Below are 18486 nucleotides of genomic sequence, written 5' to 3'. Positions count from 1 at the left end.
CATTTCTTTATCTTTTTGATCCTATTCTTAATCAATATTTCTAAATACCTTTTGTCGAAAACCAAACTTATATTTAAGCCTAATTTTGGTTCACAGCTTTTATTGTAAATCAGCAAATGCTTAGTTTAAAAAGTGAGTAACTCGATTACGACATTATTAATTTTCTTTTTCTGATTCTTATGTTTGTGAATCTTAAATCGAGTATAATGCACAAGCTATAAAGCTTTATTTTATCAGCGTTTGGACGTATTTTATATGTTATAATTGTATTAACCGGAAAAGTTAATATGAGCGGTGGCACTTCAAAGGAAGGTGATGCCTATGGAAGTTTTAAATTCCTACGCAGATCTTACAATACTGAGGTGCAATTTACGTTGTGGCGTGGCTGACTGCTATCATGCTTGCTCTGCTTTCGCTTCTGTGGTTTGGTTACGAAAGCATTGTTGTGATGACAAAAATCACCAAGCAGGCTCAGAAGCTTATAAAGTCTTACCGCAAGCTGCGCAAAATGCTACACAAACATAAGTAAATAAAAACCGCTTTAACTTTTGGCGAGGTTAGCGGGTTTTGTAATCTATTAATATTAGCCACCGCTCTTAAAAGCGGCTCTGGGCAGGCGCTGTTTGCAGACAGCGCCTTTTTGTTTATACAAATTATATCACATCTTTGAGATTTTTGAGCAAATTCCACTTGTTCAGAGTAGTTTTTGATTCCGTTCAATAGGCTAAAGCCTGATTCCAACAAGTCTGGGGTGGCTTATTTTTTGTGTAAATTTATGTTTTAAAAACCGATTTATATTCGATAATATGTCACAAAGCTTGATAAATCAACAAATATTTTTGTTTTATTTTTGCAAAATATAGTTGACTTTTGTTTTGCCGAAAATTGCAATTTTAAGTTGAACACCCTACTTGATCTGATAGATGCAATCTAATCTTCTTTCATATAATTCATCGGGTGTGTGGTAGGCTTAGTAATATCCAAAATTAATTAAAACTTGTGTAAACCTAGCGCATGTTGTGCGGCTAAGTTTAAAATATTCCATTGCCGATCAAAGCTTGGTGAGAAGAAGAAGTCTTGCTCAGCTAAATCTTCTAATGTTAATTTATGACCAATTGCTAAACTTAAGACATTGCCTTGAGCGGTGATATCATGTTTGGACATAACTGCACCTCCAAGAATTTGATGAGTATCCTTATTATAAGTTAAGGAAATATATCCTAATGGATTATCATTTGCAGGAATAAAGTCTGGACGCAAATGATCGATGTAGATGCTAGTTGCAGCATTAATGCCGGCAAATTCAGCAGATTTTTGTGGAAGACCACTAACTACTGCATGTACATCACCGAACTCTAATAATTGGCCACCAACTAAACCTGGGAATGGTCGGCTTGGCTTTTTCTCAAACAAATGTTGTACTAAGTAATTTGCTTCGTGACGAGCAGCGACTGCTGATGGAATTGGCATCCTTTTATTTGCCGGAATTGACAGTGGCCAAATAGCATCACCCAGGGCATAAACATCTTTTTGATTAGTCCTTAAGTACTCGTCGGTTTCAATATAACCACGTTGGTTTAAATTAATAGTATCTTTAAGCCAGTCTGTATTAGCAACAATGCCTGCAGCAACGATGACTAAATCGGCTTTAATATCACCATGATCAGTTTGGACTAGGTGGTCATTGGTAAAGCCAGTAACTTTTGTATCAAGCTTTAAATCGACTCCCTTGTCTCGCATTTCTTGTTCAAAAACATCGGTAAAGTCTTTTGAAAAATAATTAGCCAAGATATGGTTGCTGGCATCAACCAAGGTCATGTTTTTACCAGCTAAAACACCAGCTTCAACGGCAGCAATTCCGTTACCAGCACCCACAACAACGATATTTTTAATTTCATCATTATGAAGAGCTTCATTGATCTTTTTAGCCCAACTGTAGCCCCGCATTAAATAAACATAGTCTAAATCTGCCCCTGGAACAGGTAATTGGAGTGGATCAACTCCTGGTGACAAGATTAATTTGTCATAATTAACTTCTTCAGTCTGACCAGTTTGGGTATTTTTAATTGTAACTTGCTTGTTTGTCGGATTTAAGGCAACTGCTTGCGAATTATTGACAACCTTACCACCTAATTTTTCCAAATCAGCAGGTGAAAAATTGCGTACATTGTCTTGTCCGGTAGTTTTTTCTTCTAAAAAGAGCTTCATTCCGCAAGACATAAATGAAACAAAGTCACTTGCTTCATAAATAGTGACATCGAGATCTTGATATCTGTCTAATAACTCGATAGCTGCTTCATGACCTGGATGAGAAGCACCAATGATAACTACTTTTTGATTCATAGAAAAAATCCCCTTTTTATCAGTATCTGAAAGCGTTTGTAGCACTTTCATTGTATCCTATGGTAACACAAGAAATGTGTCAGTTATACAAAGATGCATCAGTATAGCTAACGCATTTATATATTAATTTTTTAAAACAGATTAAATGTTCCAGTATAAGTTAGTCCTTGAAATTTAACTTAGTACATAAATCTACTAAAAACAATAAATTACATATATATTTCTAAAAATATATTTTATATTAAAGGTTATTTATGCTACACTTTGGTTAAGTAGAAGTATATTGCTTAAAGGAGACAAATAATGAATAAACACCATTTTAGGATTAAACTTACAACGTACTTAGCTACTATTGCTATGACTGTGGTAGGTTTAAGTATTATTAAACCGCAAACAATATTTGCATCGGCTTCACCTCCTGCAAATTTAGCAAAAGAAACGAAAATTGCAACAAGAGAAACTAAGACAGTTCCATGGGTCAGTACTGATATTGATGATAATAGTGAACTGTCACTTAGCTATGATTCGACCAGTAAAACATTAACTATTCCTGGTAACTCCACAGCTTTTAATAACCCGAAACCGCTGGCAAATGCTTTATATAATGTAGGGCTTGATCCTGAAAATGTTAACCATATTGTTATTCAGGGTCCCTTGGCACTTAGCGGGTCAGTCAGGTATCTATTTAAAGGCTTTACTTTTCTAACTAATATAGACGGCTTGGACAAGCTTGATACTAGTAAAATTACTGATATGACAAGCATGTTTTCATCATGTTATCGTTTAAGCGATGTTAATCTAAAAAACTTTAATACTGCCAATGTTACCACAATGTCAAGCATGTTTTATTCTTGCGTAAGTCTTAAAAATATTGATGTCAGTTCCTTTAATACCGAAAATGTTTCGGAATTAAGTGGCATGTTTGAAGAATGCAGAAGTTTAAATGCAATTGATTTAAGCAACTTTAAAACTAGTAAGGTGACTAATACCAGTACTATGTTCCAGAATTGCTGGTCACTAAAAAGTATTAAGTTTGGTAAAGATTTCAAAACTGATAATGTCACTGATATGAACGGGATGTTTAACAATTGCTTTGTCTTAACTGACCTAGATGTTAGCGTCTTTTCAACTGCTAACGTTAAGACTATGTCATATATGTTTGGGGCCTGCCAAAGCTTAACAAAAATTGATGTTAGCAACTTTAATACTGATAAAGTAACTGTAATGAATAACATGTTTATGGACTGCGAGAATATTACAGAGCTTGATCTCAGTAAATTTAATACCGCGAATGTTTTTAATATGAAAGAGATGTTTCAGTATGATTTTCGGTTGCAAAGGCTTGACATTAGCGGTTTTGATATGAGCAAAATTATATACATTTCCGATATGCTAAATAATTTGCAAAGCCTAAACTTGTTAAAACTAGGAAAAGATAATATTGTCAAGGGTACTGGCTTTGATGCTGATGGCACTTGGCGCAATGTTGCTAATGGTACACTTAATGACCCTCAGGGCAAGAATAGGTGGAGCTCAAAAGAGTTAATGACAAATTATGATCCAACTAAAGATGCCGATACTTATGTTCGCGAGGGTACACACTTTGATGAGCCTAAGCCACCAGTCAATCCGCCAACACCACCAACACCGCCGACTCCAACACCACCAAGTCATTCATCTGGTACTATAGAGCCGATTGCAGGAGCTGAGGTCAGAGTTCAGTATAAAGATAAAAATGGCCTTAAATTGGCACCTGATAAAATCTTGAATGGTAATGTTGGAGATGGGTACATTACCCAAGAACTGAAATTTGCTGGTTATTTATTAAAGGCAAGGCCTTATAATGCGACAGGTTTCTTCAGCTACCAGCCTCAGACTGTAACTTTTACTTACCTTAAAGGGACTGAAAGAATGGTAATGCATAATTCGTATCTCTATGATATTGATGGTAAGCGGTTACCAGGCGAATTTATGTCAGGCCAGATAATTACTACCTATGATACCGAAAACATAAACGGTAAGAAGTATTATTTTTTAGGTAATAATACGTTTGTGAAGGCCAATAATATTACAGGCCAAAAGCGTAAGTTAAAGCACAGGGCTCTGATCTATAATCAAAAAGTAAAGAAAATAAGACATGCCATTCTGAAACGTGGACGCAAAGTTACAACATATGGCGGTGCAGTAAAGCGAAAAGGCCGCTATTACTATATCATCGGATTGAACCGCTACGTGAAGAAAGCTAACTTTAACGGGACTGAAAGAACGGTAATGCATAATTCTTATCTTTATGATATTAATGGTAAGCGGAAACCAGGCGAATTTATGTCAGGCCAGATAATTATTACTTATGGTACCGAAAACATAAAAGGTAAGAAGTATTATCTTTTAGGTAATAATACGTTTGTGAAGGCTACTAATATTACAGGCCAAAAGCGTAAGTTAAAGCACAAGGCTCTGATCTATAATCAAAAAGTAAAGAAAATAAGACATGCCATTCTGAAGCGTGGACGCAAAGTTAGAACATTTGGTGGTGCAGTAAAACGGAAAGGTCGTTATTATTACATCACCGGATTGAAGCGATATGTAAAGAAAGCTAACTTTTAGAATTTTTGGTTAATTATCCCAGTAGTACAGCATAAATATGTTTATAACTACTGAGTAAGAACGATCAAGAGAAAAAATTCATAATTTAAATGCACCTAATAGTAAAAATCAGCTATTAGGTGCATTTATTTTGTATTATGCTATTTAACAATTAGTCCAAAAATTGTAAAAAGGTCCCGAAAGTTAATTAACTTCCAGGACTTATTTTTTCTAGTTATAAATTTAATTCTGTTTTTAAGGCTTTAGTTAGTACAGCAGAAAAATTTAAATTTTTCTCTTTGCCCATTTTTACCAGATATTCTGGTACAGTTACTGTTTTGCGGATTGTCTTGGAATTATTGCGTCTATAATCATCCATATCAATGGCAACAATAGTTTTAATATCATTGTCAGCAACATGGATACTTTCTAACTTAGATGGTTTAGGATAATTAGTCGTGTCTTCCAACATTAATCCAATCATATCAGAAGCCATTTCCAAAGCATTAGTTAAATCTTCGCCCTGAGTAAAACCACCTGTAATATCTGGAACTTCGACAGTATAGCCAGTGTCTTCAGGGTGAAGTATAACAGGGTATACTAAAATCTTAGACATATTAATTCCTCCTAACATGTAAAAATTAGCTGAAAAATTTATTTTAATCCAGCTTCTTTTAGAATTCTCTGTTCTAGTCCTTTTTTCATTTCTTTCGGATGAATGGGAACAGGAATAGTAACATTTGTAATGGGGTTATACATTTTTAGATGGAATCCGTTTTGAGACTTTTTACAAAGCCTTGCTTTTTAAAAAACTTGATAATTTCTCTTGGCGTCTTCGTCATAAAGTAAAACTTCCATGTTTCTTATTATACGTATAAATACATATAAATTCAACGAAGAAAGTTTAAAATTAAGTATCTCCATATATATTAAGATATTTGCCTAATTAAGCCCACCATTTTTTACCTTCATTAATTACTGAGAAAGGTTCAGAATGAATTATAGCCAGTATGTTTGCGCTATCATTTGTTTTGCATTTTTATGAAATAAGAGCGATGCAGTAACAACAGTGCCTGTCTTAAGAGAAAGGAGTAAAAATTATATGACTAAAAAGCTTTTTCGTTACTTAGCAGTTGCTATATTGGGCATTTCTGCAAGTCTGGTGCTAAACCAACAAACTAATACTGTAGAAGCTAAAAGTATTATTAAAACCGTGATGCACGATGCTCAAGCTTGTGATTTATATGGTGATAAAGTCAAAGGAAAATATGCAGCTTATACTCAAGTTAAGGTGGACGATGACCCAATTTCATTCAGATTTAAACCGTTTGCACCAGGGTACAAAATTAGCGGTAAAAATAAATATATCAAGGCCAGCAACATAGATGGTGTTAAACGTAAAGTCAAACATAATTCCTTTGTTTACGCTACGAGCTCGCGGAGGGCTGATTCTCGCTTGCTTAAAAAGGGCAAGACAATAACAACTTATGGCAATTCCTTCAAATTTAAGAACGGTTTACGGTACTACCGCATTGGTGGACCAAAAAAGCAATATGTGAAAGCTGCTAATTTGGGTAAAATTATTGGTTCAAATACAGAAGAAACAACTGTAACTGTAAAAACCAAGGGAGCTGATATTACTGATTATGCTTATATTGATAGTGACGATGAAGACATTGTAAAGAGAGTCAAGAAAGGAACCAAATTCAAAGTTGATTATGCGCAATATTCTTCCATGGATATAGACGATCCTGATGGATATGAATATCATATTAAAGGTACAGACTTTTGGATATGGCACCGCGATGTCAAAGCGGATAAGAAAATACCAATACATGATTATAAATTTGAACATTTTACTTATATTATGTTTTATAAAGATACTGATGTTTATAATGCTGACGGTACAAAGCAAGATCATCATGGGCAAAAAATTATCAAACAAGGAGGTTTTATAAAGGTAAACAAATTGCTTTATATCTGGATAAAATCCAAAAATAAGGCTGAATTGTTTTATCATTTAGCAGGCCATCAATTTTATGCTACAGATTTACCAGATGGAAGCAGTGGCTCGGATGTAATAAATGTCGGTCAAGGCTATGTTAAGAAAAAAGATGTTAAATTTATTGATGGCCTTAAATTAAGTCCAAGTAATACACCAGAAGAAGCGCGTCAAGCTGCAAAACAGGATACAAATAAGAAAGCTGAATAATTTTTGAAATATGTCTAGAAGGGAGAAAATATATGAATAAGCAGTTTCTACACTATGTTGCAGCTACTATTTTAAGCGTTTGTGCAATTTTTGTTATGAACCAAAAAGTCAATACTGTAGAAGCTAAAAGTATTATTAAAACCGTAATGCACGATGCTCAGGCTTATGATTTGTACGGTGATAAAGTAAAAGGAAAATATGCAGCTTACACTCAGGTTAAGTTAGATGATCAACCAATTCCATTTTCTTTTAAGCCGTTTGCACCCGCATATCAAATTAAAGGTAAAAAGCAATATATCAAGGCAAGTAACATTGACGGTGTTAAACGCAAGGTCAAACGAAACTCTTATGTTTACGCTACAAGCTCTAGGAGGGCTGACTCCCGTTTGCTTAAAAAGGGCAAGACAATAACAACTTATGGCAATTCCTTCAAATTTAAGAACGGGCAACGTTACTACCGCATTGGTGGACCAAAAAAGCAATATGTGAAAGCCAGCAACTTAAGTAAGATTATTAGTTCTAATACAGAAGAAGCAATTGTAAAAGTAACTGCAAAAGAAGGAGCTGGACTTTATGATTTTATCAAAGACGATACTTATTCCAAGAAAGCCAAAAAGGGTACAAAATTTACGGTAGACTATGCTGAAAATAATGGAGGAGATGAAGATGATCCCCAAATATTTATTTATCATATTAAGGGTACAAAATATTGGTTACTGAGCAGTGAAGTTAAAGCCAAAAAGAAAATGCCTGTACATTACTATGATTCTGAACATTATTCTTACATTAAGTTTTATAAAAATACAGATGTTTACAATGCAGACGGTACTATGCAAGATCATCACGGACAAAAGATCAGAAAACAAGGTGGGTTTTTAAAGGTAAATAAATTGCTTTATATTTGGGTACCAGCTGAAAAGAAAGCTGAATTATTTTACCACTTGAAGGGTCATGAATTTTACGCCTCTGCCTCACGAGAAGGAGGAACCTCTGTAATAGATGTTGGTGATGGCTATGTTAAGCAAAAAGATGTTAAATTTATTGCTGGCCTAAAATTACGTCCGAGTAACACTGCAGAAGAAGCCCAACAAAACGCTAAGCAAAAGGCAGACAAATAAATTATTTTAAGATATTTGGCTAATTAAGTCCATCATTTTTTAACTTCATTAATCGTTAAGAAAAGCACAGAATGAAATTATATAATTTCTTGTTTTATTGCAGAAATTAGAGAATCAAAAATAGAGATAGCATTTTTTGAAGAAGAGAGGTTAAAACACATGAATAAAAAAATTACTCATTATTTAGCAGCTGGTTTTTTAGGCTTAACAGCCATTTGGACATTTAATCATCAAGCCCATACTGTTCAAGCAAAAATTCCCAGCACCATAAGAACTGTTATGTATACGTCACAAGCATACGATAAGGATGGACAAAAGGTAGACGCTAAATATCCAGCTTTTCGCCGGATTGAAGTTGATAAAAAGCCATTAATCCTAGATTTCAAGCCCTATGCCCCATACTATAAAATTAGCGGGAAAAAGCAATATATCAAAGCTAATAACATTGACGGTGTTAAACGTGAAGTTAAGCATAATTCCTATGTTTATGCTACCAGCTCACGCAGGGCTGACTATCGTTTAATAAGAAAAGGAACTTCCATTACAACCTATGGCGGTACCGTTAAGTTTAAGAATGGTTTACGTTATTACCGCATTGGTGGTCCCGCAAAACAATATGTGAGAGCCAGCAACTTGGGCAAAATCACAGCTTCAAACACTGAAGAAACTATCGCAACAGTGACAAGCGACGGTGGGACTCCAATTTATGAGATCAATAATGGTCTCAAAACTACTAAAAAGGCTAAAAAAGGTACTACATTTATAGTCGACCGAGCTCAAGAAGAAGGATATGCCGACGATATAACCAATATGGCTATACCAAATGCAGTTATTTATCGTATTAAAGGGACGAATAATTGGCTCAATTGCCTAGACGTTAAAGTTAAGAAAGATTTGCCTTCTCATTACTATGATTATGAGCACTATTCTTATATTAGATTTTATCAAGATACAGATGTCTATAATGCCGATGGCACCAAGCAAGATCACAAAGGACAAAGAATTAGGAAACAAGGCGGAAATTTAAAGGTAGATAAATTGCTTTACATTTGGGTGCCAGCTGAAAATAAAGCAGAACTGTTTTACCATTTAAAGGGTCATGAGTTTTATGCCTCTGACCTACCAGGTGGTGGAGGACCAGATTCAATTGATGTTGGTGACGGCTATGTCAAAGCGAGTGATGTTAGATTTATTGACGGTGTAAAACTAAGCCCGATCAACACAGCTGAAGAAGCAAGTCAAGCTGCCAAGCAAAAAACTGCCAAATAAATCATTTTAAGAAAATTAAATAAATAATTTAATGCACCTAAGAGTAAAAATAAGCTTTTAGGTGCATTTTTATTTGTATTGCTGTGAATTCTTGTTGATAAATTTAGTATTAATATATACAAAAGTTCACTCAATTTAGATACATTCATCAAATTAATTTTGAACCTTTTTTTAAATTTTTAATGATTCAAAGTAAAGCTTTTTAAAATTTAGTCATTTTTTTAATTGTACTTATTGACAACGCTTTTTATTAGATCTAGTGTACTAGATGAATAGTACAAAGAAACAGAAAGTGAGGATTAGCTATGGCTGAAATTTTGCAGGTAAGTAATGTTACTAAAATTTATGAAAAACAATATCAGGCAATATCAGGTATTAGCTTTGGAATTAACTTTGGCGAATTTGTGGCAATCATGGGTGCGTCTGGTTCAGGCAAAACTACTCTGCTTAATATGATTTCGACTTTAGACACAGCTTCTGGTGGCAAAATTTATGTTGATGGCCATGAAATTTCAAAATTATCTGATGATGAAGCTGCCAACTTTCGCAAGACAAAATTAGGCTTTGTTTTTCAAAACTATCGTTTATTAAAAAGCTTAACGGTAAGACAAAACATTGCCGTTCCTATGTCATTACTGGGTAAGGATGACCAAGAAATAGATCAAAAGATTGATAAATTAGCTGAATATTTTAGATTAAGTAATCAACTTGAAAAATACCCCGTTACTTTATCGGGTGGTCAAAAACAGCGTGTAGCAATTATTAGAGCCATCATTAAAAATCCCGCACTATTATTAGCTGATGAACCAACAGGAGCATTGGATTCAAAAGCAGCAAAATTAATCATGGAGTATTTAGCAAAAGTAAATCAAAAATTTCATACTTCTATCTTAATGGTTACCCATGATAGCTTAGCAGCTAGTTACGCTAATAAAGTTATTTTTCTAAAAGATGGGAAAATTGTTGACCAAATCGTTAAAAAAGATAGCAATAATACTTTTCAACAGGAGCTAGCAAGGAAATTAGCCGAAGTAGAAGCATAGGGGGTGCAATTAATTATGAATTACAAAGTAATAGCTAAAAATAATATCAAAAATAGTTTTGGCCTATACCGAAATTATTTTATATCGCTTTCTTTAATTCTAGGATTATTCAACACTCTGCAAATTTTTGCTAAAGACCATGTAATTGCAGATTCTTTATCGAGTTCAGCCAAAGTGGAGTTCATGTCTTATGTTACTTCGGTATTGTTTACCTTATTTACAATATTCTTTATTATTTACTTTAACCGCTTTTTCTTAAAGCAACGTGCTGAAGAGCTGGGAATTTATTCAATGCTGGGTATGTCAAAGAAGAACATTACTTCGATTTTAATGACAGAAAACACCATTATTATTGGAATTGCCTGCTTTGTTGGAATGCTTATTAGTATCTTGTTTTATAGTTTAATAAAAGTACTTTTGATTGTAGCTTTAAAGCTTGATATACCCTATTTAACACATTTCACCTTGTCACCATTCATAATTACAGTAGTACTTTCAATTTTTATGTTGTTAGTTATCTTTTTTGATAATTACCATTTGATTAAGCGCTTATCTATCTTAAATATTTCTAATTTAAATCAAGTTAGCGAAAAAGTAGTCAAAACCAAGTCCTGGACAGCTTATTTAGGAATGATTGCGTTATTAATAGCCTATGTCTTAGTTTTAGATCTCGTTAAGCAGCAACAATCTTTATGGGTTAAAATTGGTTTTACGCCAATGGCAATGATTTCATTAGTATTGGTAATAATTGGCACATTCTTAATTATCAAAAGCACTTTGGCTTATTTTATTAATCGGAAAATTAATAATCACCGTCAGTTGTACCGACCGACAAACAATATCTTTTTACCAGAATCACTGTTTAAACTAAAAACTAAATCAAATTTATTGGTTGTACTGTCCTTAGTTATTTCAGCTGTTATTGGTCTTGCCAGCACGACTTTCATGCTTTTAACTTATCCAAAAGCTTCGTTTATGAAAACTATACCTTCGGCTATTGAAATTAATCAGAAACTTGAACCTAATCAAGTAACCAAGGTAAAGCAAATAGCTAGAAAATATGATGGTAAATTTAAAGCAACAAAGGTAATTAAACTGATTTCTGATAAACCAATAATGGTAAACAAAAAGCAGTCAACTAAAAAATGCAAAGTTATTAATAAACAGGATTATCAAGAGCTGTTTAAATTACAAGGTAATAAGCAAGTCCCAAACCTTGCATTTACTAAGGGAACTGGATATATTTATGCCTTTTATAAGCCAAACAAATCTTGGCGGAAGGTAAATATTAATAGTATCAAGCTTAATTTAAAAGAAATGCACATGTGGCCTATGAATGCTGGATATGGCTATGCATATATAGTGCTGAACAATCAAGACTTTAAAAAAATAAGTAAACATCATTCAGCTAAAATGGTTTATACGGTTAATGGGCCTAATCTACGAGATAACAAGCAGCTTTATCAAGATATTAAGCATATGAACATTAAGTTTTTAAGCGCTTATAAAAAGAATAAAGATGCGGTTGACAATAATAGTGCAACATTTTTAATGGAAGCTTTCATTTCTGTGTTATTTTTTGTCTTTATCGGTTGTATTCTTTACTTTACTACTTTAATGGAAACTACAGAAGTAACTGACGAGTTTAGATTTTTAGATAATATTGGTTATAGTAGAAAACAATTGAAAAAAATAGCTAGTGCTAGCAATTTATTGCTTTTCGTTCCTCCTGCAGTGATGGGACTATTAAATGGATTAATAGCTTTTATTGGCTTTAGATACAGTTTCTTGGAAAATGATGTTGTGGAACTCATAGGAAGCTTTCAAATTGTGGGGAAGCCAATTATTGAAACATGTTTATTATTTTTAATAGTTTATGGATTAATCTACATTTTTTCATACCATAAAACTAAAGCGCTATTGGAAATATAAATAGAACGAAATAATTTTAAAAATTAGATTATTAATCATATAAAGAAGAGCAGACCCACAAATTTTATACATACTTCGTACTTTGTGATCCATTTAAGATGCAAAAAACCAGTGTCAAGACTGAGAAGAAATGTATATGAAAAAAGCATTGAGCATTAAACTCAATGTCTTTTGTTGGTCTATAAGAAATAATTCTTCAAGACTATTCAGTCAAGTCAAGATTGTATTTTTCCAAAATAGCTATTTCTAAGCATTTTACTCGGGTAGCAATAAGAAGATCAGGCCAGTATCTAAATAAAGAAAATTGGAACCGCTTTTTGGACTGGTTATCATATCCACTAAGCCTAAGAAAAGAAATACCAAACCTGAAATAGCAGAAAATTTTTTCGAATTTTTATATGCTTTTTCAGAAATTTTTTTAATTCTAGTAGTGGGATTCTTTCCAAAAAAAGCTGATATGAAGCACATGAGGGCTAAAATTAAAAAGCAGAATAGGAAACCAATACTTTTTCCTAAACCAAAAGTTAAAAAGATGCCTAGCAGAACCTGAATAAAGCCACATATTAAAACTCTAGCTTTATAAGACAATTTTTTTAAAATCATAACAGTATAACGCTTTCCCTATTATCAAATAATCTTGTATATAACTTGATATCAAAGATGATATTTATATTATATTTGGATATATTAAACCCTGATAATTAAAAAAGCAACAAAATTTTTAATTGCTTCCTAATTAATGATGACTGCGTTTAACACCGTTTTTGTATTTTCTTTTTTCGTTTATTTTCATTTTATTAACAATGTCTTCGCCCAAATCACTGTCAAGCATTTCCGCAATGCCTAATAAGAATATTCCCACATCCGCTAATTCTTCATTAATGTTTTGTTTATCATTTTTGCGACAGGCTTCAAATAACTCATTAGCTTCTCCATGTAATCGTAATAATTCGAACTCAATATCCGTGGTATTGAAACCGTGTTTTTTCTTATTTTCCATGACTGCTTTTTGCAGTTTCTTAGTATCTATGATCAATTTGGTCTCCTAAATTCTGATTTTATTCTATTTTATATTTAGTTTGTAAATAGGTGCAATGAATATCAAATTGAGTTGATTAATTTTACTGTGTGAGTTTTGACGCTAGACTATATAGCTTAATCCTTAGATATTGAAATTTTGCCAGTTTTACTGGTAACTTTAAGCAATGGGTTTGCTTGGGAAGAAGTAGAAAAATGATGAGAATAGTATTTTTTACCGACTTTGATTTTTTGTGTAGAATCAGTTGTAAGGTCACAATTGATTTTTGGCAAATCAAACATATCGAACATACTAAAATTACCGGTATTTAGATCGATTGTGCTGTGGCCAATAGCTTTACTGCTGCCAAAATTAAAATTGCCATGATTGATAAAAGTATTAGTTTTTAGCTTACTACTATAAATATAAATGTTTCCTTTATTTACATTGAAATTACTGTTTTTTAATTTAGAATCAAAGACATCTATGCATTCATTATCCTTGTCATGATTTTGTTTGGCGTCATAGTTTTTAACTGTAAAGGTCACATTATTTGCTTTAACATCTGAAATAAAAAGGGATCCTGCAGTTGAGCTTAAATTAATACTGGGAATATTCAATTTATCTATTATGACACCATATTCATAATTGAAACCAGTTATTTCTTTTACGCTATTTTTGTGGGGAACGGTAATATTTATTTGATAGTCACCATCGTTGCATTTATATTCGGGTTCATCATAAACAGTAAGCTGATTGTTGTCCACTTTTGTATTAATTTTATTAACATCGGCTCCTTTTTCTCCTATAACAGTGATTTTAAATTTTTTGCCCAAATCAACGACTACATCTGGTCTGTAACAGGCAAGCTTAATTCTGTTAAATTGAGGAACAGCATAAGTTTTTTTGATTTTGCCTTTCTTAGTTGTTGTGACAACTGCTTTGTAACTATTTGTTCTTGTAGTTTTACTGGCTTTTGCATCAACAACTTTTGCCTGTGAAAAATTATTGCTAACCTTACCGACTGCCAAAAGGAGCACTGCTAAAGCAGCGATATAGCCACAAATTTGATAAAATTTTTTCATTTCTAATTTACCTTCATTATTAATTAGTCTATTTTAATATTTCCTTTGCTGTTAACTTTAAGAAGCGGTTGATTAGGCACAGTTTTTGAAAATTGATGAGTGTAACGTTTGCCCTGAAACTTAATTGTGCCTTTTGGTTTGGTTGTTAAAGCATAACTAATTTTTGGAGCTCCTGTCATAACAAAGTCACCGATACTCATATCGAATGTACTGTTTCCCAAAAGCTGGGAATTTTGAATTTTAACGCTACTGTACTTGAAATCAGGCGCCAAAGCTAACCTTGCCTTTGTTTTAAACATACTATTTCTAATTGTTAAGTCTCCGACACTTAATCTAATTGTACTATTTCTAATTGTTGAGTTTAAGACCTTCAAGTCACCATTTGTTTGCTTAACCCTGATATTGTCTGAGTTAACATGATTAAGGATAACATCGCCATAGCCTGTTTTGACAGCAACACTTGGAATATTCAAACCGTTGAAGTAGATATCACTGATATCACAATTCCCAGTAACCTTTTTTATAGAGTTTTTATGTGGAACAGTCACGGTTACTGTGTAACCGCCGTAATTATGATTACCAACAGGTTTGTCATTGATAGTTAGTATTTTGTTTTTAACGCTAACCCTGGTAAATGCAATATGAGCTCTGTGAGTTCCACTGGCTTTGACACTAAATGTATTGCCTACTATGAATTTGATATCAGGCCGCTTGGTATTAAGTTTGACTTGGTCAAATTCTGTAACATTGAAAGTTTTGTTGACTTTATTTTGAGATCTTGACTTTTTGGCAAAAACGACTTTGTCATCTTGATACTGAGGATTTTGTAGGAAATTATTTGCCTTAGCGCCAATGAGTACCAATAATCCAGCGATTCCTAAAAAGCTGCCTAATTTATATAATCTTTTCATAGTTAATTTCTTCATTTCTAATTAAAACATACTGAATCTATCTATAAAATTCTATATTTGAGTTTTTACTAATTACTTTAACAGTTGGTTTGTTCGGTACGATAATAGATAGGCGTTTATGATAATCTTTATTGTCAGTTTCAATTTTATGCTTAGGATCAACGCGCAGGTCATAACTTATTTTAGGAGCATCTGTCATCAAAAATAATCCTTTATTAAGAGTGAAGGAACTATCACCCATGAAAGTGCTGCCAACAACTGTCATGCCACCCTTGCTAATATGCACTTTAGCTTTGATTTTACTGTCATCTATAGTCATATTACCTTTACCGATGTTAATAGAGCAATTCTTTAAATTCGAATCCATTATGTCTGAAACTTCATGTTTTATTTTTAACTTAACATTTTGAGAAGAGACATGATCAAAGGCAAAATAAGCAATGTTTGATTTGAGATTAATATCGTGAATATTTAACTTTTCTAAGTACACGGAGCCTCCTCGTAAATAGCCTGATACCTTTTTCAAAGCGTTTTTACTTGGTACAGTAACAGTGACTTCATAATAGCCATCATTAAAATGCTTTTCTGGTTCATCATAAATAGTCAGTTGCTTATTTTTAACTTTGGTTTTGATTTTTTGTGCATTTCCACCTCGTTTAGCCTTAATTTTGACTTGGTATTTGTTACCTAAAGTAACGTCAGTATTAGGCCTGTAAGAAGAAAATTTGATTTTATCAAATTTTTTAACTGTGTAAACTTTTTTGGTAGTTTGATTGGTTTGAGCTTCTGTAATTTGATTCTTTGGCAAAGCACTACTTACTTTTATACCTGCTAATACAAGAAAACCGATAATCCCACAAAAAATGCCTATTTTAAAAATCTTTTTCATTATAATTACCCCCTCATTTTAATTTAAACGAGTTGACGCTCAATATTTAGTTAAATTAATTACGACAGTATGAAAGCAGATTCTGTTTTTTAATAATAAAAATTTTGCTTGTTTATTATTAACAGTATTATACTATCTTCAGCTATATTATACAATATATGATATTAGATTTTTTAGGTGATAGGCAATAGTAAATAAAAAAAGGTATGTATCATTTTGATGACGATTAGCTACTGTGCCATTAATTTTTTAAGATAAAAAATAAACCTTTGAAATTTCAAAGGTTTATTTTTAGATGGCTTTTGTTAGTAACATTAGAAGTGGGCATTAATGTTTTATTTAAAAAAACTCTGCGATTTCCTGTTTTAAATGCCTTGCTAAATTATCAGCACCAATTTTTTCTAATAAACTAATCTGTTCTAGTGCTTCTAATTTGTGTTTTTGACAAATTGCAATTCGAGCATTAACAACAAGTAATTTATCATACTGTCTTAGGCTCTTTAATAAAGGCTTTAAACTATTTAAAGTAGTGACAGCTAACTTAAATTTGTGATGCGTCATTTGTATTATTGCCTGATTAATTAGCGTATTGGTTTTCAGAGTTTTCATAAACGGATAATGATTGTCTATATTAGCAATAATCTTGGCAATAATTTCGTTTGCTGTTTGATAGTCAAAGGCAAATAAAATTGAACTAAGGATCGTAATATCTGTAACAGTAAAAATCTCGATATTACGAAGAGAGTTGAACCAAATAGGTTGAACTAGTTCTTGTGCATGAGTAAATCCTTTTGGTTTATCGACTAATAGTAGAGCTTTAAGAATAATAGTAATTCGTTTAATATCATTGTCGTTTTTGACTAAGAGACAATCTTGTAACAAACTATTTATTTTATCCTTATCAATACTACCATCAAGGTTTAAAAACCGATGCAGAAGTTGACTTTTAGTACTAATATGATAGCCATTACTAATATATTCAAACTCGTTGGGAGTTAAACCCAGTCGCTTTATTAATTTAAGTTCATTTTCGTAAGTAGTTGATAATTCAGTATTTTCAATTTTAGAAATTGTGCTACGGTCAAATAAATCTTGTGCTAAATCTTGCTGGGTCATTTTACGTGTAGTTCTAAGACTATGAATTGTTTTGCCAAAATTGCTCATGGTATTACTCTTTTTATGTTTATTTATTCTTAGAATGATGTGCTGATTTTGCACATTATTAATAATGGTTTAATGTTATTCTTAGTTTAGAAATAAATCAATAATTATATCTGATTTATTTCGTCAATTAAGAAGTCGTCATCTTACCTATAAAGACGTAACAGCATGACTTTTGTACATTTATTTGGAAAGGAGGATAAATACATGACCGAAACAATAGCAGGGGTATCTTTAATCATTACATGCTGGTGTTTGGGTAAAATCTATAAAGATAATCCAGCAATCAAATTTCTTAGGACTAATCGGGGAATGATATTGATATTAACCTCCGTTTCCTTAGTAGCCTTTGAATTAGTAATACATAATTTTCAGTTTGGCCAAATTTTACCGGCTTTCCATTCTGGAATTGTTTTGTTTATTCTGTTAGGTTTATTTTATATTTTTAGGGATTATCGTTCAGCAAAATAAACGATAGAGTTATTATGAGGTAAAAAAATGTTGTGGATTATGGTTTTACTTCTTGTATTATTTGCTGGAATGGAATATACAGGAAGAGAGCAACTGCAAGCTCTTAACAAGATTTTTGCTGGGGTAGCAATTGCAATTATTGTTATACCACCAGTTGTATCGTATTTGCTATTTAAGAATTTCACTGCTTTAAACAGTGTCAGCATTCCTCTTGGAGTAGTTCAGGTATGTGTACTAGCTGCAGTATATTTTATATTCAGAAAAGTTGCTTTGAACGATTAGTTATTAAAAGCAAGCACAGTGATATATGATAAAATTTTGATTATAAAAATAGCTTGGGGATTTTTTAAAAAATCCTTTTGCTAATATTTTGACTCCAAGCTATAGATAGCTTGGAGCTTTTTAAGTTAAAAACAATTGGCGCGAAAAGTTATTGTCATAGTTTGAA

At 32.6% G+C, this 18486-nt stretch carries 16 protein-coding genes; 8 read left to right on the top strand and 8 right to left on the bottom strand.

What is annotated here, in order from left to right; genetic code table 11:
• Positions 1–990: 990 nt before the first annotated feature.
• On the bottom strand, positions 991–2343 hold the full coding sequence (locus JF75_RS08755) for an FAD-dependent oxidoreductase (RefSeq protein ID WP_046332684.1): 1353 nt from the start codon (positions 2341–2343) through the stop codon (positions 991–993).
• Between the two features lie 303 nt (positions 2344–2646).
• Between JF75_RS08755 and JF75_RS10180 the strand changes: the two genes are divergently transcribed.
• The gene (locus tag JF75_RS10180) at positions 2647–4950 is read left to right on the top strand and encodes an SLAP domain-containing protein (RefSeq protein WP_052726902.1); all 2304 of its coding nucleotides are present in this window, start codon (positions 2647–2649) and stop codon (positions 4948–4950) included.
• A gap of 214 nt (positions 4951–5164) precedes the next feature.
• Here the strand turns inward: JF75_RS10180 and JF75_RS08745 are convergent, their stop codons facing one another.
• Positions 5165–5545 (bottom strand): type II toxin-antitoxin system HicB family antitoxin, encoded by a 381-nt coding sequence (locus JF75_RS08745; protein WP_052726901.1) that lies wholly within the window; start codon positions 5543–5545, stop codon positions 5165–5167.
• Positions 5546–5583: 38 nt separating this feature from the next.
• The gene (locus tag JF75_RS10765) at positions 5584–5688 is read right to left on the bottom strand and encodes a type II toxin-antitoxin system HicA family toxin (protein ID WP_342446795.1); all 105 of its coding nucleotides are present in this window, start codon (positions 5686–5688) and stop codon (positions 5584–5586) included.
• 343 nt (positions 5689–6031) lie between these two features.
• Here JF75_RS10765 and JF75_RS08740 point away from each other — a divergent pair, with 343 nt between their 5' ends.
• From JF75_RS08740 to JF75_RS08720, 5 genes are all read left to right on the top strand, one after another.
• Positions 6032–7141, top strand: coding sequence for an SLAP domain-containing protein (locus JF75_RS08740; RefSeq protein ID WP_046332683.1), 1110 nt, complete (start codon positions 6032–6034; stop codon positions 7139–7141).
• Between the two features lie 32 nt (positions 7142–7173).
• A complete protein-coding gene (locus tag JF75_RS08735; protein WP_046332682.1) occupies positions 7174–8259 on the top strand; it encodes an SLAP domain-containing protein in 1086 nt (361 codons plus the stop codon).
• Between the two features lie 159 nt (positions 8260–8418).
• Positions 8419–9528: an SLAP domain-containing protein gene (locus JF75_RS08730; RefSeq protein WP_046332681.1), complete on the top strand. Its 1110-nt coding sequence runs from the start codon at positions 8419–8421 to the stop codon at positions 9526–9528.
• A gap of 305 nt (positions 9529–9833) precedes the next feature.
• Entirely contained in the window at positions 9834–10571 is a 738-nt protein-coding gene (locus JF75_RS08725) for an ABC transporter ATP-binding protein (protein WP_046332680.1), read from the top strand.
• A 15-nt stretch (positions 10572–10586) separates the two neighbouring features.
• Positions 10587–12503, top strand: coding sequence for an FtsX-like permease family protein (locus tag JF75_RS08720; RefSeq protein ID WP_046332679.1), 1917 nt, complete (start codon positions 10587–10589; stop codon positions 12501–12503).
• 736 nt (positions 12504–13239) lie between these two features.
• Here JF75_RS08720 and JF75_RS08710 read toward each other — a convergent pair.
• The 5 genes from JF75_RS08710 to JF75_RS08690 form a co-directional block, all read right to left on the bottom strand.
• On the bottom strand, positions 13240–13539 hold the full coding sequence (locus JF75_RS08710; RefSeq protein ID WP_046332677.1) for a MazG nucleotide pyrophosphohydrolase domain-containing protein: 300 nt from the start codon (positions 13537–13539) through the stop codon (positions 13240–13242).
• Positions 13540–13658: 119 nt separating this feature from the next.
• Complete coding sequence (locus tag JF75_RS08705) at positions 13659–14606, bottom strand: GIN domain-containing protein (RefSeq protein WP_046332676.1); 948 nt, start codon at positions 14604–14606, stop codon at positions 13659–13661.
• Between the two features lie 23 nt (positions 14607–14629).
• Positions 14630–15517: a DUF4097 family beta strand repeat-containing protein gene (locus JF75_RS08700; RefSeq protein ID WP_046332675.1), complete on the bottom strand. Its 888-nt coding sequence runs from the start codon at positions 15515–15517 to the stop codon at positions 14630–14632.
• Positions 15518–15554: 37 nt separating this feature from the next.
• A complete protein-coding gene (locus JF75_RS08695) occupies positions 15555–16406 on the bottom strand; it encodes a DUF4097 family beta strand repeat-containing protein (protein WP_046332674.1) in 852 nt (283 codons plus the stop codon).
• A gap of 339 nt (positions 16407–16745) precedes the next feature.
• Complete coding sequence (locus JF75_RS08690) at positions 16746–17570, bottom strand: helix-turn-helix domain-containing protein (RefSeq protein WP_046332673.1); 825 nt, start codon at positions 17568–17570, stop codon at positions 16746–16748.
• Between the two features lie 204 nt (positions 17571–17774).
• Between JF75_RS08690 and JF75_RS08685 the strand changes: the two genes are divergently transcribed.
• Together JF75_RS08685 and JF75_RS08680 are read left to right on the top strand one after the other, a co-directional pair.
• Positions 17775–18038 (top strand): hypothetical protein, encoded by a 264-nt coding sequence (locus tag JF75_RS08685; RefSeq protein WP_046332672.1) that lies wholly within the window; start codon positions 17775–17777, stop codon positions 18036–18038.
• Between the two features lie 27 nt (positions 18039–18065).
• The gene (locus JF75_RS08680; protein WP_046332671.1) at positions 18066–18320 is read left to right on the top strand and encodes a hypothetical protein; all 255 of its coding nucleotides are present in this window, start codon (positions 18066–18068) and stop codon (positions 18318–18320) included.
• Positions 18321–18486 lie beyond the last annotated feature (166 nt).

The organism is Lactobacillus kimbladii (genome assembly GCF_000970755.1).
Classification (GTDB): Bacteria; Bacillota; Bacilli; order Lactobacillales; family Lactobacillaceae; genus Lactobacillus; species Lactobacillus kimbladii.
The sequence above is the reverse complement of the archived record's forward strand: the minus strand, read 5'-3'. Positions and strand labels throughout refer to the sequence as shown.